This is a genomic window from Nonomuraea sp. NPDC004354, assembly GCF_053602555.1.
Genome location: NZ_JBSGDV010000007.1, coordinates 1 through 15,208 on the forward strand (window position 1 = coordinate 1; position 15,208 = coordinate 15,208).

Sequence of the window (15,208 nt, forward strand, 5' to 3'; positions counted from 1 at the left end):
TGGCGGCGGGGGCGAAGTGCGGGCGGCGCGGGTCGAGAGGGCTGGCGGCGGGGGCGAAGTGCGGGCGGCGCGGGTCGAGAGGGCTGGCGGCGGGGGCGAAGTGCGGGCGGCGCGGGTCGAGAGGGCTGGCGGCGGGGCCCGGAGAGCTGGCGCGCGGGCCGAGAAGGCAGGCGGTGCGGGCTCGGAGGGCAGGCGGTCCGGGGGGGCCGGGCGAGGGCCGCGTGAGGCTGCCGTATCGCCGAGTGCTTGGTCGCTTAGCCAAATGGGGCGGTAGTCCGTACCCTTGGGGACGATGAATCTGGTCAATCTCGAGTCGGTCTCCCACGCCTACGGGCCCAAGCCGCTGCTCGCCGACGTCTCTCTCGGTATCGAGGCCGGTGAGCGCATCGGCGTCGTCGGGCGTAACGGCGGCGGCAAGACGACACTGCTGTCCGTGGTCGCGGGCGGGTTGAAGCCCGACTCCGGGCGGGTGACGCACAACAGGGGTCTGCGGGTCGGTCTGCTGTCGCAGCGTGACGACCTCGATCCCGGCAAGACCGTTCACGAGACGGTGCTGGGCGCCAGGGCCGAGCACGAGTGGGCGGGTGACCAGACGATCAGGGAGATCCTCGCCAACCTGATCGGCGATCTCGATCTGGAGAGCCCGGTCGGCGACCTGTCCGGCGGGGAGCGGCGGCGTACGGCGCTGGCGAAGCTGCTCATCGACGAGCACGAGCTGATCCTGCTCGACGAGCCCACCAACCACCTCGACATCGAGGCCATCGCCTGGCTGGCGGCGCACCTGGCGCAGCGCAGGAGCGCGCTGCTGGTCGTGACGCACGACAGGTGGTTCCTCGACGCGGTGTCCACCCGGACGTGGGAGGTCGTCGACGGCAGGGTGGAGCGCTACGAGGGTGGTTATGCCGCCTACGTGCTGGCCAAGGCCGAGCGGGCGCGCATCGCGCAGGCCGCCGAGGAGCGCCGCCAGAACCTCATGCGCAAGGAGATCGCCTGGCTGCGCCGGGGTCCGCCCGCGCGTACGTCGAAGCCGAAGTTCAGGATCGAGGCCGCGCAGGCGCTGATCGCCGACGAGCCGCCGGCGAGGGAGACCGTCGAGCTGATGAAGTTCGCGGCGGCCAGGCTCGGCAAGACGGTCTACGACCTGGAGGACGTCACGCTCCACGCGGGCGGGCCCGGCATGGGCCCGCTGGTGCTGGAGCGGTGCACCTACCAGTTCGGGCCGGGCGACCGCATCGGGCTGATCGGGGTCAACGGCTCCGGCAAGTCGTCGCTGCTGCGCCTGCTGGCCGACCAGGTCAAGCCGGACGCGGGCCGCGTGGTCACCGGCCGCACGGTACGGCTGGCGTACCTGTCGCAGGAGCTGGCCGAGGTCGACCCGACGCTGCGGGTGCTGGAGTCGGTGGAGCGGATCCGCAAGTACGTGCAGCTCGGCAAGAGGGAGTGGACCGCCTCCCAGCTGCTCGAACGTCTCGGCTTCAAGGGCGAGGCGCAGTGGAAGGTGGTCGGTGAGCTGTCCGGCGGCGAGCGGCGGCGGCTGCAGCTGCTGCGCCTGCTCATGGACGACCCGAACGTGCTGCTGCTCGACGAGCCGACCAACGATCTCGACATCGAGACGCTGAACGAGCTGGAGGACCTGCTCGACGGCTGGCCCGGCACCCTGGTGCTGGTCAGCCACGACCGCTACTTCCTGGAGCGCGTGGCCGACAGGTGCGTGGCGCTGCTGGGCGATGGGCGGCTCTCGCTGCTGCCCGGCGGGGTCGACGAGTACCTGGAACGGCGGGCGGCGGGCACGGCGGTGACGGCCCGGGTCGCAGGCGCGGCCGCGGCGGCTGCGGCCGCTCCGGTCGAGAAGGTGGAGAAGGTCGAGGCCGCTGGGCTGTCGGCGAAGGAGGAGCGTGAGCTGCGCAAGGAGCTCAACCGCCTCGAACGCCAGCTCGACAAGCTCAGCGGGCAGGAGGACAAGCTGCACGCCGCGATGGCGGAGGCGGCCAGCGACTACGCCAAGCTGGGCGAGCTGGACGGCAAGCTGCGCGAGATCCTCAACGAGAAGGACGCGGTCGAGGCGGAGTGGCTGGAGGTCGCCGAGCGCCTGGGCGAGTGACCGGCGACCAGGTCACCCGCCCAGGCGCGGCGCCGGGGCTCCCGGTGGTCGGCGAGGGAAGACGGCAGAGGCCCGCGCCGGGGGTTCCCGAAGGCCGGCGGTGCGCTGACGTCCAAGATGCCGACGTCCGGGCACGCTGACGTCCCGACGGACTGCTGTCCGGGCGCGCTGCTGTCCGGGCGCGCTGCTGTCCGGGCGCGCTGACGTCCAAGAGGCTGACGTTCGGGCGAGCTGACGTCCAGGGGGTTGCTGTCCAGGCGGGCTGACGTCCCCGGGGCGGGCCGGGGCTGAGGTGCTCGACAGATGGCGCGGGCCCGGGCTCTCGAGGCTGACGTGCCCGACGGTTGGCGCGGGCCTGGGCTGTCGGGGGCTGACGTGCCGGACGGTTGGCGCGGGTCTGAGGTCTCGGGGGCTGGCCCAGGCTGGGCTCCCGAAGGCGGGGATTCCTGGTTCCCTGGGTCAAGGCCGGGCAGAGAGCCGGGCGCTGGAGGTTTCCCAGGGTGTGGCGGAGGGCACGAGGACGCGACAGGGATTCGGGGCGTCAGGAGTCGAAGGGTGTGAGAAGGGTGCGGAGCAGATCTGCCAGGACCTTCTGCTCGTCGCCGCCCAATCCGGCCAGCAGTTCCCGTTCGCGCCGCAGCAGGTCGGCGAAGGCCGCGTCGACCCTGGCCCGTCCGGCGTCGGTCAGCGACACGAGCACTCCGCGCCGGTCCTCGGGGTCGGGGCGCCGCCGTACCAGGCCGGCCTGCTCGAGCCGGTCGATGCGGTTGGTCATCGTTCCGGAGGTGACCAGGGTCGCGCGCAGCAGCGCGCCCGGTGACAGCTCGTACGGCCCGCCCGCCCGCCGCAGCGCGGTGAGCACGTCGAACTCCCACGGTTCGAGGTCGTGTTCGGCGAAGGCGGCGCGGCGTGCCCGGTCGAGGTGGCGGGCCAGGCGGGAGACTCGACTCAGCACCTGCAGCGGCGTCACATCGAGATCGGGGCGCTCCTGCTGCCAGGACGCCACGAGCCTGTCGACCTCGTCCATCGTCATGGCACAAAGTGTACTGTCTTGACATCGAGATATCTCTCTCGATATCAATTATCTTTATGTCAAGAGATATCTGGGACCCGGCGACCTACGCGAAGTACGCCGACGAGCGCGGCCGGCCGTACGCGGAGCTGGTCGGACGCGTGTACGCGGATGCCCCCGATTATGTCGTCGACGCCGGCTGCGGCTCAGGGGAACTGACCGCCACGCTCGCCGAGCGCTGGCCGGAGGCGACCGTCTACGGCTTCGACTCCTCGCCGGCGATGATCAGCAAGGCCCGCGAGCTGAAGACGACCGCCCGCTTCGACGTCGCCGACGTCACTCTGTGGCACCCGGACCGCCCGGTCGACGTGCTCGTCTCGAACGCGCTGCTGCAGTGGGTGCCGACGCACCGCGACCTGTTCGAGCGGTGGGTCGACGACCTCAGCGTGGGCGGCTGGCTCGCGTTCCAGATGCCGGGCAACTTCGACGCCCCGAGCCACGTGCTGGTCAGGCAGCTGTGCGCGAGCGAGGCGTGGCGCGACAGGCTCGGCGACTTCGAGCGGCCCTGGCCGGTGGCCGAGCCGGTGGAGTACGTCGACCAGCTCAGCGGCCTCGGGCTGCGGGTGGACGCCTGGGAGACGACCTACGTCCACATCCTCCAGGGCGAGCGCGCGGTGCTCAACTGGATCTCCGGTTCGGCCCTGCGCCCGATCTTCGACCGCCTCGACGCGGGCGAGCGGCAGCGTTTCCTCGACGAACTCGCCGGCCTGCTGGACGACGCCTATCCGGCCAGGCCGTACGGCACGCTCTTCCCGTTCCGGCGGGTCTTCGTGGTCGGCCAGAAGGTGCGATAGCGCCCCGAAAGCCTTCTGAACAGGTCGAATATGGGTAGGAATACCGCAAGGGTGCTGCCCGCCACCTGACAGCGAGGCTCCGATCAGCCTTCTCCTGTTCATCGCGCAGTGGCATCATTGTCCGCAATTCGACACTTGCGAGGTGTAGTGGGCATCGAGATCGAAGACAAGTTCGACGTTCCTGACGATTACGAAGTCCCCGACCTCAGCAAGTTCGGCGAGGTTCTCGGGCCGAGAAGCTACCAACTCGTGGCGCTCTACTACGACACGCCCGATCTACGGCTGGCCGCCAGGGGTATCACGCTGCGCAGGCGCAGGGGCGGCGCGGATCCCGGCTGGCACCTCAAGCTGCCCCGGGCCAAGGGCGCCCGTCAGGAGATCCAGCTCCCGCTCACCCGCAGCACGAAGATCGTGCCCAGCGAGCTGGCCGGACTCGTCCAGGCCTACACGCGCGGCGCCGCGCTGGCTCCCGTGGCCGAGCTCGACTCCCGCAGGAGCGTGCGGGTGGTGTCGGGGCTGGTCGAGGTGGCCGACGACCGGGTGAAGGGCACGGTGCTCGGCGACGAGCCGCGCGTGGAGCGCTGGCGCGAGGTCGAGGCCGAGCTGCTCGAGCAGGGCGACCCGAAACTGCTGGCCAAGGTCGGCAAGCGGCTGCGCAAGGCGGGAGCCGTACCCGCGGGGACCGGGAGCAAGCTGGCCAGGCTGCTCAAGCCGGCGCCGCCGGCGCGCGTCCAGGTCGGCGACGGCACCGCCGCCGACGTCGTCATCGCCTACCTGGCGGGACATGTCGACGCGCTGCTGGCGCAGGATCCGCGCACGCGCAGGGCGGAGGAGGACGCGGTGCATCAGATGCGCGTCGCCTGCCGCAGGATGCGCAGCGCGCTCAAGGCGTTCAAGACCGTCGTGCAGGACACCGTGCACCTCCAGGACGAGCTGAAGTGGCTCGGCACCGTGCTCGGCGAGGCCCGTGACCTGGAGGTCATCAGGACGAGGTTCGCCCGTCATCTGGAGAGCCTGCCGCCCGAGCAGGTGGTGGGTCCGGTCCAGGCGCGGCTCGGCGACGACCTCGGCGCCCGCGAGGAGGAGGCCTACGGCAGGATCAGGGAGGCGTTGAGCGGCGAGCGCTACTACGCCCTGCTCGACGCGCTCGACGGGCTGGTCGCCGATCCGTCGCTCGGCAAGGCGGCGGAGAAGCCCGCCGACGACGTCCTTCCGGCCATCGCCGGCAAGAACTGGAAGCGGGTGACGAAGGCGTACGACACCGCGCAGACCATCGCCGAGCCGGAGCAGCGCGAGATCGCCATGCACGACGTGCGCAAGGCGGCCAAACGCGCCCGGTACACCGCCGAGGCGCTCGGAATGGGCGATCTGGCCAAGCGCGCCGAATCCATCCAGGACGTGCTCGGACTGCACCAGGACGGAGTGGTCGCCCAGGAAACGCTCGCCAAGGAGGCCGAGACCGCGCGCCAGGCGGGCGAGGACACCTTCACCTACGGCGTGCTGGTGGGCATCGAGCGGGCCACGGCCGAGCGCGCCCAGGCGGACTTCCCCGAGGTGTGGGCGGGGGTTCAGACGGGGTAACGCTCGACGCCGACGACTTTCCCGTCCGCGCGGTGGACGACGGCGAACGCGCCCTTCCGCAGGTGCAGGCGCACTCCGCCGAGCTCGGCGATCAGCGGAGGGAGCACCTTGCCGTGACTGCACACGACCGCGGGGCCGTCGAGCCGGCGGACGAGCTCGGCGGTTCTGGCGGGGTCGTAGCCCGGCTCGCTCAGCAGCGGGTCGAGCCGGATGTCGCCGTCGGGCAGGGTCTGGACGCACCGCCTGCTCGGGGAGCTGAGCAGGGTGGTGGGCAGGTAGGCGGGCAGCACCGTGGCCAGCGTGCGCGCCTGGGCCTCGCCCTCCTCGTCGAGCGGGCGCAGGTCGTCGTCGCCCGTCCATTCCTGGCGTGATCCGGCGCTGCCGTGCCGTACCAGGATCAGGGGGGTGGTCTCGGGCTGCGCGGCGGTCAGCGCGCGCAGCAGCCGCACGTCCCATGCGTACGTCAGGCGCGCGTACGCCTCCTCGACCGGAAGCCAGACCAGCTCGTCCACCTCGGGGCCGGGCACGAACCGGCCGGAGACGGCGCGGGCCGTCCAGTAGTCGACCCGCTTCAACCGGCCCTTGTGCGGGTAATGAGCGGGCGGCAGGGAGCGCCCGAGGGCCACGGTGAGGCCCGTCTCCTCGCGCACCTCCCGTACGGCGCCGGCGATCGGATGCTCGCCCTTGCGCAGCTTGCCCTTCGGGAAGCTCCAGTCGTCGTAGGCCGGCCGGTGGACGAGGGCCACCTCGTCGCCGCGCCGGACGACCGCGCCCGCGGCTCTGATGGAGTCAGTCATCGACCGTTCTCCAGCGCCTGGTGCCGAGCAGGTGGGTCTGCAGGTCCTGGCCGTGGTGGCGGCTCCACGTGCCGTCGGAGTTCAGCCACCAGCTGTTCGTGGTGTCGGCCATGATCAGGTCGAGCAGCTCGATCAGGTAGGCCCGGTGCGCCTGGCCGGTGACCTTCACCAGTGCTTCCACCCGGCGGTCGAGGTTGCGGCGCATCAGGTCGGCGCTGCCGATCCAGACCTCCGGCCGCCGGCCCAGCCCGAACTCGTAGACCCTGGAGTGCTCGAGGAAGCGCCCGAGAACCGAACGGACGCGGATGGTCTCGCTCAGGCCGGGAATGCCCGGACGGAGCGTGCAGATGCCGCGGACCCACAGGTCCACCGGCACGCCCGCGCGGGAGGCCCGGTAGAGGGCGTCGATCAGCTGCTCGTCCACCAGCGAGTTGGTCTTGATCCTGATCCTGGCGGGACGGCCGGCCTGCTGGTGGGCGATCTCCCGCTCGATGCGCGCCAGCAGGCCGCCGCGCAGGGAGTGCGGGGCGACGAGCAGCCGGCGGTAGGCCGAGTGGTTGGAGTAGCCGGTCAGGTGGATGAACAGGTCGGTGACGTCCTCGCCGACCAGCGGGTCGCCGGTGAGCAACCCGAAGTCCTCGTACAGCCGCGCGGTCTTCGGGTTGTAGTTGCCCGTGCCGATGTGGCAGTAGCGGCGCAGCTCGCCCGAGGCCTCCTGGCGGACCACCAGCGCGAGCTTGCAGTGGGTCTTCAGCCCGACCACGCCGTAGACCACGTGGCAGCCCGCCTTCTCCAGCTTGCGCGCCCAGGAGATGTTCGCGTGCTCGTCGAAGCGGGCCTTGATCTCGACGACGACCACGACCTGCTTGCCCGCCTCGGCCGCGTCGATCAGCGCGTTCACGATCGGGGAGTCGCCGCTGGTGCGGTAGAGGGTCTGCTTGATGGCCAGGACGTTCGGGTCCTCGGCCGCCTGCTCGATGAAGCGCTGCACGCTCGTGGCGAAGGAGTCGTAGGGGTGGTGCAGCAGCACGTCGCGTTCGCGCAGCACGGCGAAGATGTCGTCCTCGGCGTGGATCGCCTCGGAGGGGACGAACGGCCGGAAGCTCAGCTCGCCCCTGTCCAGGTCGGCGATCGCGTGCAGCCCGGTCAGGTCGAGCGGTCCGTTGATCTTGTAGATCTCGTGCGGCGCCACGTCCAGCTCGTCGACCAGCAGCTCCAGCACCTCAGGGGTGATCGTGTCCTCGACCTCGAGCCGGACCGCCGGGCCGAACCTGCGCTTGAGCAGTTCCTTCTCCAGCGCCTTCATGAGGTTCTCGGTGACGTCCTCGTCGACGTCGAGGTCCTCGTTGCGGGTGACCCTGAAGGCGTGGTGCTGCAGGATCTCCATGCCCTTGAACAGCTGCCCGAGATGGGCGGCGATCACGTCCTCCAGCGGCACGAACCGGTCCTTGGAGGCGGTCACGAAGCGGGGCAGCTGCGACGGCACCTTGACCCTGGCGAAGACCGTGTGGTCGGTCGACGGGTTCCGCACCACGACGGCCAGGTTGAGGCTGAGGCCGGAGATGTACGGGAAGGGGTGGGCCGGGTCGACGGCCAGGGGGGTCAGGACAGGGCGGATCCGCTCCCTGAACAGCTTGCGCAGCTCGGTGCGCTCCTCACGGCCGAGGTCGTCCCACCGGACGATCTCGATGCCTTCGGTCGCCAGCTGCGGGCAGATCTGCTCGTGGAAGAGGGCCGCGTGGCGCTTGGCCAGGCCGTCCGCGACCGTCGCGATCCGCGCCAGCTCCTCGCGCGGCTTGAGCCCGCTCTTGGTACGCAGCAGCAGACCTGTGGCCATCCGCCGCTTGAGTCCCGCCACCCGCACCCTGAAGAACTCGTCGAGGTTGCTGGCGAAGATCGCCAGGAAGCGCACCCGTTCGAGAAGGGGGAGCGAGGGGTCCTCGGCCAGTTCCAGCACCCGTTCGTTGAACTGGAGCCAGCTCTCCTCGCGGTTGAGGAACCGCTCCTGAGGCAGGGGCAGATCGTTGTCGGGGTGCAGGAGCTCAACGGACATATTACGTAATATGCCCAACGAGATTGAACAAAGCGTTAACTTCTCTTCAACGACTTACTCTTGTTCGAGTTTGGCGGCCCGCTCGGCCAGCCTCGCCTCGCGCTGGCGCAGCTTCTCCTCGCGTTCCCTGGCCTTCTCGGCCTCGCGCAGCATCCGCTCGCGCTCCTTCAGCTCGCGTTCCCTGGCCTTCTCCGCCTCCTTGAGCTCCCTGGCCCTGGCCTTCTGCGCCTCCTTGAGCTCCTTCTCGGTCGGCCTCGGCAGGGCGGGCGCGGGAGACAGCTCCAGGCCCTTGCTCGTCGCGGTGATCTGCGGCTTGGGGTTGAGCCCCGTCAGCCCGTTCCACGACAGGTTCACCAGGTGCGCGGCGACCTCCTCGCGGCCGGGCCTGCGCACGTCGAGCCACCACTGGCCGGTCAACGCCACCATGCCGACCAGCATCTGGGCGTACATCGGCGCCAGCTTCGGGTCGTAGCCCCTGGCCTTGAACTCGTCGGCCAGCACGTCCTCGACCTGGCTGGCGATCTCGCTGATCAGGCTCGCGAACGTGCCCGTGCCCGAGGCGGCGTGCGAGTCGCGCACCAGGATGCGGAAGCCCTCGCTGCTCTCCTCGATGTACTGCAACAGCGCGAGCGCCGCCCGCTCCAGCTTGACCAGCGAGTGCGACGCCGACAGCGCCGCGGTGATCATGCCGAGCAGCTTCTGCATCTCGCGGTCGACCACCACCGCGTAGACGCCCTCCTTGCCGCCGAAGTGCTCGTACACCACCGGCTTGGACACCTGCGCCGTGGCGGCGATCTCCTCGATGGAGGTCCCGTCGAACCCCTTCTCGGCGAACAGCGCGCGGCTGATGGTGATCAGCTGCTCTCTTCGCTCTCTTCCTGTCATACGTCTGCGGGAACGGGATTCGGTGGTCACAGGTTCCATAATGACGGTGCCCGGTCGAAAACCGGGCACCGCTGTATCGGCACTAGCCAATGCGCTTCGCCGCCAGCCGCTCAGGCGTCGGCCACCGTACGTCGTGGACCCAGCCCAGCCGCTCGAAGAGGCGGATCACCGCCGCGCTGATGTCGATCTGCCCCTTCAGGACACCGTGACGGGCGCAGGTCGGGTCGGAGTGGTGCAGGTTGTGCCACGACTCGCCGAACGAGGGGATCGCCAGCCACCACACGTTGCGCGACTTGTCGCGCACCTCGAACGCCTCCTCGCCGAAGACGTGGCAGATCGAGTTGATCGACCAGGTCACGTGGTGCAGCAGGCCGATGCGCACCAGCGAGCCCCAGAAGAAGGCGGTCACCGCGCCCTGCCACGACCAGGTCAGCAGCCCGCCGAGGATGCCGGGAAGCACGATCGAGGTGAGGGCCAGCGCGCCGAACCACTTGTGCAGCCTGACGATGTCGGGGTCCTTGGACAGGTCGGGGGCGTACTTCTCCCTGTTGGTGCGCTCGCTCTCGAACAGCCAGCCCATGTGCGCGTAGAGCAGGCCCTTGGTCATGGACCTGAAGCCGGGGCCGAAGCGCCACGGCGAGTGGGGGTCGCCGTCCTTGTCGGAGAACTTGTGGTGCTTGCGGTGCGTGGCCACCCAGTCGAGCACCGACATCTCCAGCGACAGGCTGCCCGCGATGCCGAGGGCGATCTTCAGCGGGCGCTTCGCCTTGAAGGAGCCGTGCGTGAAATAGCGGTGCAGCCCGACCGTCACGCCGAGACCGGAGACGACGTAGAAGACGAAGGAGATCGCGACGTCGGTCCAGCCCAGCCCCCAGCCCCACGCGAACGGCACGGCGGCGGCGAACGCGACCAGGGGGAGGCCCACGACGAGAGCGAACATGATCAGCTCGGGCTTGGTCCTGGGCTCGGGATCCGCGTCTGGCTTGGGACCGGGCGCCGGTCGATCGGTCAGGACGGTCATGGGCTACCTCTCACGACAGGTATGAGGATGATTGTCCGGGCTACGCATCCGTAACTTACGTCAGCGTAAGTTAGGAATTCCTAAGAGGCGAATGTGGGGAAGGTGAAGGTATCGGCGAGTTGCCGAGTGGGTTCTGTGCCTTGTGGAAAGCCGTCGCCGGCTGGTATAAGCCCGGCCGAGCGTCCGAGGGCCTGCCCTGTCCGGGAGATGGAATGCGGGCGCGGAGGTGAGGTGCGGGTCGGTATCGTATGTCTAGCCGTGACACGCCAGTGTCCGGATTATCCCGGATCGTCTAATTGGCAGGACAAGTGGTTTTGGTCCACTTTGTAGGGGTTCGAGTCCTCTTCCGGGAGCTCTGAGGCGGTTCGCGGCCACCGGCTGGGTGGCTAGAGAGACACCGAGGGCGGGAAGGTATCCTCACGGTGTCGGGAGGGTGGCGGTGCGGTAGCCGTACCGCGCCCTGATCCGCCTCGTCACAGGGAGCCTCAGTCCGTGAGTGTGCCGCGCCCGGCCGCCGTCATCGTCCTCGCCGCAGGCGAGGGCACCCGGATGAAGAGCCAGACCCCCAAAGTCCTCCATGAGCTGTGCGGCCGCCCGCTGGTCGACCACATGCTCGCCGCCGCCAGAGAGCTCGACCCCGAGCGGCTCATCGTCGTCATCGGTCACGCGAGGGAGCGCGTCGGCGGTCACCTCGCCCGCAACAGCCCCGACGCGCGCGCCGTCGTGCAGCGCGAGCAGCGGGGCACCGGCCACGCCGTCCGCACCGTGCTCGAAGAGGTCGGCACGATCGCCGGCACGGTGCTGGTCACCTACGGCGACACCCCGCTGCTGCGCGGCCGGACCCTCGCCGACCTGCTCGAGGCCCACGCGAGCGAGCGCAACGCGGTCACGGTCCTGACCGCCGAGGTGCCCGATCCGACCGGTTACGGACGGATCATCCGCGACGGTTCGGGCGCCGTGCTGGAGATCGTCGAGGAGAAGGACGCCACCTCGGCGCAGCGCGCCATCAGGGAGATGAACTCCGGCGTCTACGCCTTCGACGGCCTGCTGCTGGCCGACGCGGTCAAGCGGGTCTCGACCGACAACGCGCAGGGCGAGGAGTACCTCACCGACGTGCTGTCCATCCTCAGGGCCGACGGCCACCGGGTCGGCGCCCACATCGCCGCCGACTACGTCGAGGTCGAGGGCGTCAACGACAGGGTGCAGCTCGCCTTCGCCCGCAAGGTGCTGAACCAGCGCGTCCTCGAGACGCACATGCGGGCGGGCGTCACCGTGATCGACCCCGCGAGCACCTTCGTCGACGTGCAGGTCAGGCTCGAGGCCGACGTCGTCATCCACCCCGGCACGCAGCTGCACGGCAGCACCGTCGTCGAGACCGGCGCGCAGATCGGCCCCGCCTCCACGCTGACCGACACGACGGTGCGCGCCGGAGCGGTGGTGCGCTACGCCGTGTGCGACGGCGCGGTCATCGGGCCCGAGGCCGCCGTCGGGCCGTACGCCTACCTCAGGCCCGGCGCCGAGCTGGGGCACAAGGCCAAGGCGGGCACCTACGTCGAGGTGAAGAACTCCACGGTGGGGGCGCGCTCCAAGGTGCCGCACCTCACCTACGTCGGCGACGCGACGATCGGCGAGGACGTCAACATCGGCGCCTCCGCCGTCTTCGTCAACTACGACGGGGTCAACAAGCATCACACCACCATCGGGGACGGCGTCTTCGTGGGGTGCGACACCATGCTGGTCGCTCCGGTGACCGTCGGCGACGGCGCCTACACCGCCGCCGGTTCGGTGATCACCGAGGAGGTCCCACCCGGGGCGATGGGCGTGGCGAGAGCGCGGCAGCGCAACATCGAGAAATGGGTCTTGCGCAGGCGCGCGGGCACGAAGTCGGCAGCGGCGGCCGAGAGGGCGCTGGCCGAGAAACAGCGGGAGAGTGGCACGTGACGAGCATCAAACAGCCGGGGTCGAAAGAGCTGATGCTCTTTTCTGGCCGGGCCTACCCTGAGCTGGCCGACGAGGTCGCCCGGAATGTCGGGGTCTCGCTCACGCCGACGAAGCTGATCGACTTCGCCAACGGTGAGATCTACGCGCGCTACCTCGAGTCGGTGCGCGGGTGCGACGCCTTCGTGATCCAGAGCCACACCGGACCGATCAACAAGTGGATCATGGAGCAGCTCATCATGGTCGACGCGCTCAAGCGGGCCTCCGCCAAGCGCATCACCGTGGTCATGCCGTTCTTCGGCTACGCCAGGCAGGACAAGAAGGGCCGCGGCCGCGAGCCCATCACCGCGCGGCTGATGGCCGACATCTTCAAGACGGCGGGCGCCGACCGGCTCATGTCGATCGACCTGCACACCTCGCAGATCCAGGGCTTCTTCGACGGCCCCGTCGACCACCTGTTCGCGATGCCGGTGCTGGAGAGCTACCTCAAGGACAAGCTCGACCTGGCCACCACCACGATCGTCTCGCCCGACACCGGCCGCGTACGGCTGTCGGAGCGGTGGGCCGACACGCTGGGCACCCCCATGGCGTTCATCCACAAGCGGCGCGACCTCGACGTGGCCAACACGGTGAAGGTCAACGAGGTGGTCGGCAAGGTGCGCGGCCGCACCTGCGTGCTGATCGACGACATGATCGACACGGCGGGCACGATCTGCAAGGCGGCCGACGCGCTGTACGAGCAGGGGGCCACGAACGTCATCGTGGCGGCCACCCACGCGGTGTTCTCCGACCCCGCCGTGGACCGGTTGAAGAACTCCCGCATCTCCGAGGTGATCGTGACGAACACCTTGCCGCTGACGGAGGAGAAGCGGTTCGACAAGCTGACCGTGCTGTCGATCGCGCCGCTGATCGCGCGGGCGATCACCGAGGTGTTCAGCGACGGCTCGGTCACGAGCATGTTCGAGGGCAACACCTGAGTTCGCCTGGGCCGGTGCGCCCAGGCAGGACCTGCGGGGGAGCTGTTCCAGCTCCCCCGTTTTCTTTTCCCCGCGGCGGATCCGGGGGCCGCGTGCACACGGCTACCGGCCCGCCGTGAAGACGGATCAGGGCAGCGCCGTACCACTGGTGTCCGACACACATCGTCGAAGGGCCACCATGCATGTCAGCCCACCACAAGATCCCGAGATCCTCCTGCTGGGTACCGATGCCGAACTGATCGGCGATTCGCTGGAGCGGCCCGAACGCTTCGGCGCCGTCTTCGACCGCCATTTCGACGCCATCCACCGCTACGTCCACCTGCGCCTGGGCGAGTCGACGGCAGACGACATCGCCGCCGAGACGTTCCTGCGCGCCTTCCGCGCCAGGAAGCAGTACGACCTGTCCAAGCCCAGCGCGCGCGCCTGGCTCTACGGCATCGCCTCCAACCTCGTCGCCGACCACGCCCGCTCCGAGGCCCGCAGGTACCGGGCGCTGGCCAGGAGCGCCGCGCCCGCCGACCAGGAGAGCCACGACGACCGGGTGGCCGGCCGGGTGTCCGCCGCGGTCATGCAGCCGGCGCTGGCCGCGGGCCTGGCGAAACTCTCGGCGGGTGACAGGGGCGTCCTGTTGCTGATCGCCTGCGCCGACCTCAGCTACGACGAGGTGGCCGCCGCCTTACGCATCCCCAAGGGAACAGTGGGCTCCCGGCTCAACCGGGCGCGCAGGAAGCTACGCAAGATCATCGGAATGAACGGGGAGGACCTGTGATGAACGAGCTCGACCTGATCAAGGAGTACCACGACGGCCTCCCCGGGCCGTCCCGGCGGGCCTCGGCGCGTGCCTGGAGCCGGCTGGCCCCGCAGGCGCAGGCGCCGGAGGGACTCGGACCGGTCCCCGCTCGCGGCCGCGGCCTGCGCCGGCTGGCCTTCAGGGTGGGCGTCGTCGCGGCGCTCGTGTCGGCCGTGAGCGCCGGCGTGGTCGTGGTGGGCGGCGACGGCGGTGGCTCGCCGCTGTCGCTGCGCCCGGCCAACGCCGCCGAACTGCTGGAGCAGGCCGCGGCGGCCTCGCTCAAGGACCCGCGGCCGCGCGCCGACCAGTTCGTCTACCTGGACCGCAAGGACCTGCAGTACCACATCGGCAGCGGCCCGGAGGGTGAGTGGGAGGGCGCGCAGGAGGTTCGCAGGGAGATCTGGGTCCCCGCCGCACCCGACGGTGAGGTGATCACCCGTGCGACCTTCGGGAAGGACGTCCTGACCCGCGGCAAGCCGTACGAGGGCCAGGCTGCCGAGGGGACGGTGAACTACTACCGCGGCGACCAATGCGTTGCGATCGCGGGTGGCGTGCTGCGCCGGGACGCGGGCGAGTTCCCGACGGAGCCGGGCGCGCTCCTGGCCAAGGTACGCCAGGAGGCGGTGCGGGAGGTCCGTGACCCGTCGACCTTCGACCAGGAGCTGGCTCCCGAGGAGATCCCGATACTGGTCGAGGGCTTCGTCGTGGACAAGCTGGTGTCGCTGGTCGAGAATCCCTTCGCCACCCCCGAGATCAGGGCCACGGTCTTCCGCGCGCTGAAGACCATGCCGAACGTGACGATCGCCCCCGACCTCGCCGACGCGGCCGGCCGGCACGGGATCGGGGCCGAGATCTCGTGGGCCGGGCTGGAGGGCAGGCAGCGATCGGAGATCGTCTTCGAGCAGGAGACCTTCAAGCTGTTCGGCTGGCGGCACTTCGAGGAGCTGAAGCAGCCCGACGGCGGCGCCAAGGAGACGCTGACAGGCAGCACGGCGTTGATGGCGAGCGAGGTCGTCGACTCCACGCCGGAGATCCCCGCGGGCAACGAGCCCCAGTACCCCTGCTGAAAGCCGGCGCCCGTCTCCTCGGCCAGGGGGCCGCCGAGGAGGCGGCGCGGTCCGCGCCGAGACACGACGTTCTTCACAGTTATCTCAGCCCTCTCGAATGTCACTATGTGCACATGTATCATTGCTCTCCGT

Annotated in this window: 12 protein-coding genes and 1 tRNA gene; 8 read left to right on the forward strand and 5 right to left on the reverse strand. The window is 69.9% G+C overall.

From position 1 onward, the window contains the following. The first annotated feature begins 292 nt into the window (after window positions 1-292). The gene (locus ACWENQ_RS21060) at window positions 293-2,101 is read left to right on the forward strand and encodes an ABC-F family ATP-binding cassette domain-containing protein (RefSeq protein WP_452415722.1); all 1,809 of its coding nucleotides are present in this window, start codon (window positions 293-295) and stop codon (window positions 2,099-2,101) included. 541 nt (window positions 2,102-2,642) lie between these two features. Here ACWENQ_RS21060 and ACWENQ_RS21065 read toward each other — a convergent pair. Continuing rightward, window positions 2,643-3,134: a MarR family winged helix-turn-helix transcriptional regulator gene (locus ACWENQ_RS21065; RefSeq protein WP_354905465.1), complete on the reverse strand. Its 492-nt coding sequence runs from the start codon at window positions 3,132-3,134 to the stop codon at window positions 2,643-2,645. A 56-nt stretch (window positions 3,135-3,190) separates the two neighbouring features. On the opposite strand from ACWENQ_RS21065, the gene ACWENQ_RS21070 reads away from it, so the two are divergent. Continuing rightward, the gene (locus ACWENQ_RS21070) at window positions 3,191-3,967 is read left to right on the forward strand and encodes a trans-aconitate 2-methyltransferase (protein ID WP_452415723.1); all 777 of its coding nucleotides are present in this window, start codon (window positions 3,191-3,193) and stop codon (window positions 3,965-3,967) included. 147 nt (window positions 3,968-4,114) lie between these two features. Then, the gene (locus ACWENQ_RS21075; RefSeq protein WP_452415725.1) at window positions 4,115-5,548 is read left to right on the forward strand and encodes a CYTH and CHAD domain-containing protein; all 1,434 of its coding nucleotides are present in this window, start codon (window positions 4,115-4,117) and stop codon (window positions 5,546-5,548) included. Here ACWENQ_RS21075 and ACWENQ_RS21080 read toward each other — a convergent pair. The 4 genes from ACWENQ_RS21080 to ACWENQ_RS21095 are packed head-to-tail and all read right to left on the reverse strand — an operon-like array spanning window position 5,536 to window position 10,304. Beyond that, window positions 5,536-6,345 carry an NUDIX hydrolase gene (locus ACWENQ_RS21080; RefSeq protein ID WP_452415727.1) on the reverse strand — a complete coding sequence of 270 codons (810 nt, stop codon included), beginning with the start codon at window positions 6,343-6,345 and terminating at the stop codon, window positions 5,536-5,538. The genes ACWENQ_RS21075 and ACWENQ_RS21080 overlap by 13 nt on opposite strands. Next, the gene (locus ACWENQ_RS21085) at window positions 6,338-8,398 is read right to left on the reverse strand and encodes an RNA degradosome polyphosphate kinase (RefSeq protein WP_449918119.1); all 2,061 of its coding nucleotides are present in this window, start codon (window positions 8,396-8,398) and stop codon (window positions 6,338-6,340) included. Before ACWENQ_RS21085 ends, ACWENQ_RS21080 begins: the two co-directional genes overlap by 8 nt. A gap of 54 nt (window positions 8,399-8,452) precedes the next feature. Beyond that, on the reverse strand, window positions 8,453-9,322 hold the full coding sequence (locus ACWENQ_RS21090; RefSeq protein ID WP_449918116.1) for a TetR/AcrR family transcriptional regulator: 870 nt from the start codon (window positions 9,320-9,322) through the stop codon (window positions 8,453-8,455). A gap of 43 nt (window positions 9,323-9,365) precedes the next feature. Then, window positions 9,366-10,304, reverse strand: coding sequence for an acyl-CoA desaturase (locus ACWENQ_RS21095; protein ID WP_449918114.1), 939 nt, complete (start codon window positions 10,302-10,304; stop codon window positions 9,366-9,368). A gap of 281 nt (window positions 10,305-10,585) precedes the next feature. On the opposite strand from ACWENQ_RS21095, the gene ACWENQ_RS21100 reads away from it, so the two are divergent. The 5 genes from ACWENQ_RS21100 (at window position 10,586) to ACWENQ_RS21120 (ending at window position 15,076) form a co-directional block, all read left to right on the forward strand. Beyond that, window positions 10,586-10,657: transfer RNA gene (locus tag ACWENQ_RS21100), tRNA-Gln, on the forward strand. 139 nt (window positions 10,658-10,796) lie between these two features. Next, window positions 10,797-12,245 carry a bifunctional UDP-N-acetylglucosamine diphosphorylase/glucosamine-1-phosphate N-acetyltransferase GlmU gene (gene glmU, locus ACWENQ_RS21105; RefSeq protein ID WP_354905480.1) on the forward strand — a complete coding sequence of 483 codons (1,449 nt, stop codon included), beginning with the start codon at window positions 10,797-10,799 and terminating at the stop codon, window positions 12,243-12,245. After that, window positions 12,242-13,219: a ribose-phosphate diphosphokinase gene (locus tag ACWENQ_RS21110; RefSeq protein WP_354905483.1), complete on the forward strand. Its 978-nt coding sequence runs from the start codon at window positions 12,242-12,244 to the stop codon at window positions 13,217-13,219. The genes glmU and ACWENQ_RS21110 overlap by 4 nt, the downstream gene beginning before the upstream one ends. A gap of 178 nt (window positions 13,220-13,397) precedes the next feature. Continuing rightward, entirely contained in the window at window positions 13,398-13,988 is a 591-nt protein-coding gene (locus tag ACWENQ_RS21115; RefSeq protein ID WP_452415728.1) for an RNA polymerase sigma factor, read from the forward strand. Continuing rightward, complete coding sequence (locus tag ACWENQ_RS21120) at window positions 13,988-15,076, forward strand: CU044_5270 family protein (RefSeq protein WP_452415729.1); 1,089 nt, start codon at window positions 13,988-13,990, stop codon at window positions 15,074-15,076. The genes ACWENQ_RS21115 and ACWENQ_RS21120 overlap by 1 nt, the downstream gene beginning before the upstream one ends. The last annotated feature ends 132 nt before the right edge of the window (window positions 15,077-15,208 follow it).

Coding starts and splice junctions, on each gene's coding strand:
- ACWENQ_RS21060 (WP_452415722.1), top strand. CDS start 293: ATGAATCTGGTCAATCTCGAGTCGGTCTCCCACGCCTACGGGCCCAAG.
- ACWENQ_RS21065 (WP_354905465.1), bottom strand. CDS start 3,134: ATGACGATGGACGAGGTCGACAGGCTCGTGGCGTCCTGGCAGCAGGAG.
- ACWENQ_RS21070 (WP_452415723.1), top strand. CDS start 3,191: ATGTCAAGAGATATCTGGGACCCGGCGACCTACGCGAAGTACGCCGAC.
- ACWENQ_RS21080 (WP_452415727.1), bottom strand. CDS start 6,345: ATGACTGACTCCATCAGAGCCGCGGGCGCGGTCGTCCGGCGCGGCGAC.
- ACWENQ_RS21085 (WP_449918119.1), bottom strand. CDS start 8,398: ATGTCCGTTGAGCTCCTGCACCCCGACAACGATCTGCCCCTGCCTCAG.
- ACWENQ_RS21090 (WP_449918116.1), bottom strand. CDS start 9,322: ATGGAACCTGTGACCACCGAATCCCGTTCCCGCAGACGTATGACAGGA.
- ACWENQ_RS21095 (WP_449918114.1), bottom strand. CDS start 10,304: ATGACCGTCCTGACCGATCGACCGGCGCCCGGTCCCAAGCCAGACGCG.
- ACWENQ_RS21115 (WP_452415728.1), top strand. CDS start 13,398: ATGCATGTCAGCCCACCACAAGATCCCGAGATCCTCCTGCTGGGTACC.
- ACWENQ_RS21120 (WP_452415729.1), top strand. CDS start 13,988: ATGAACGAGCTCGACCTGATCAAGGAGTACCACGACGGCCTCCCCGGG.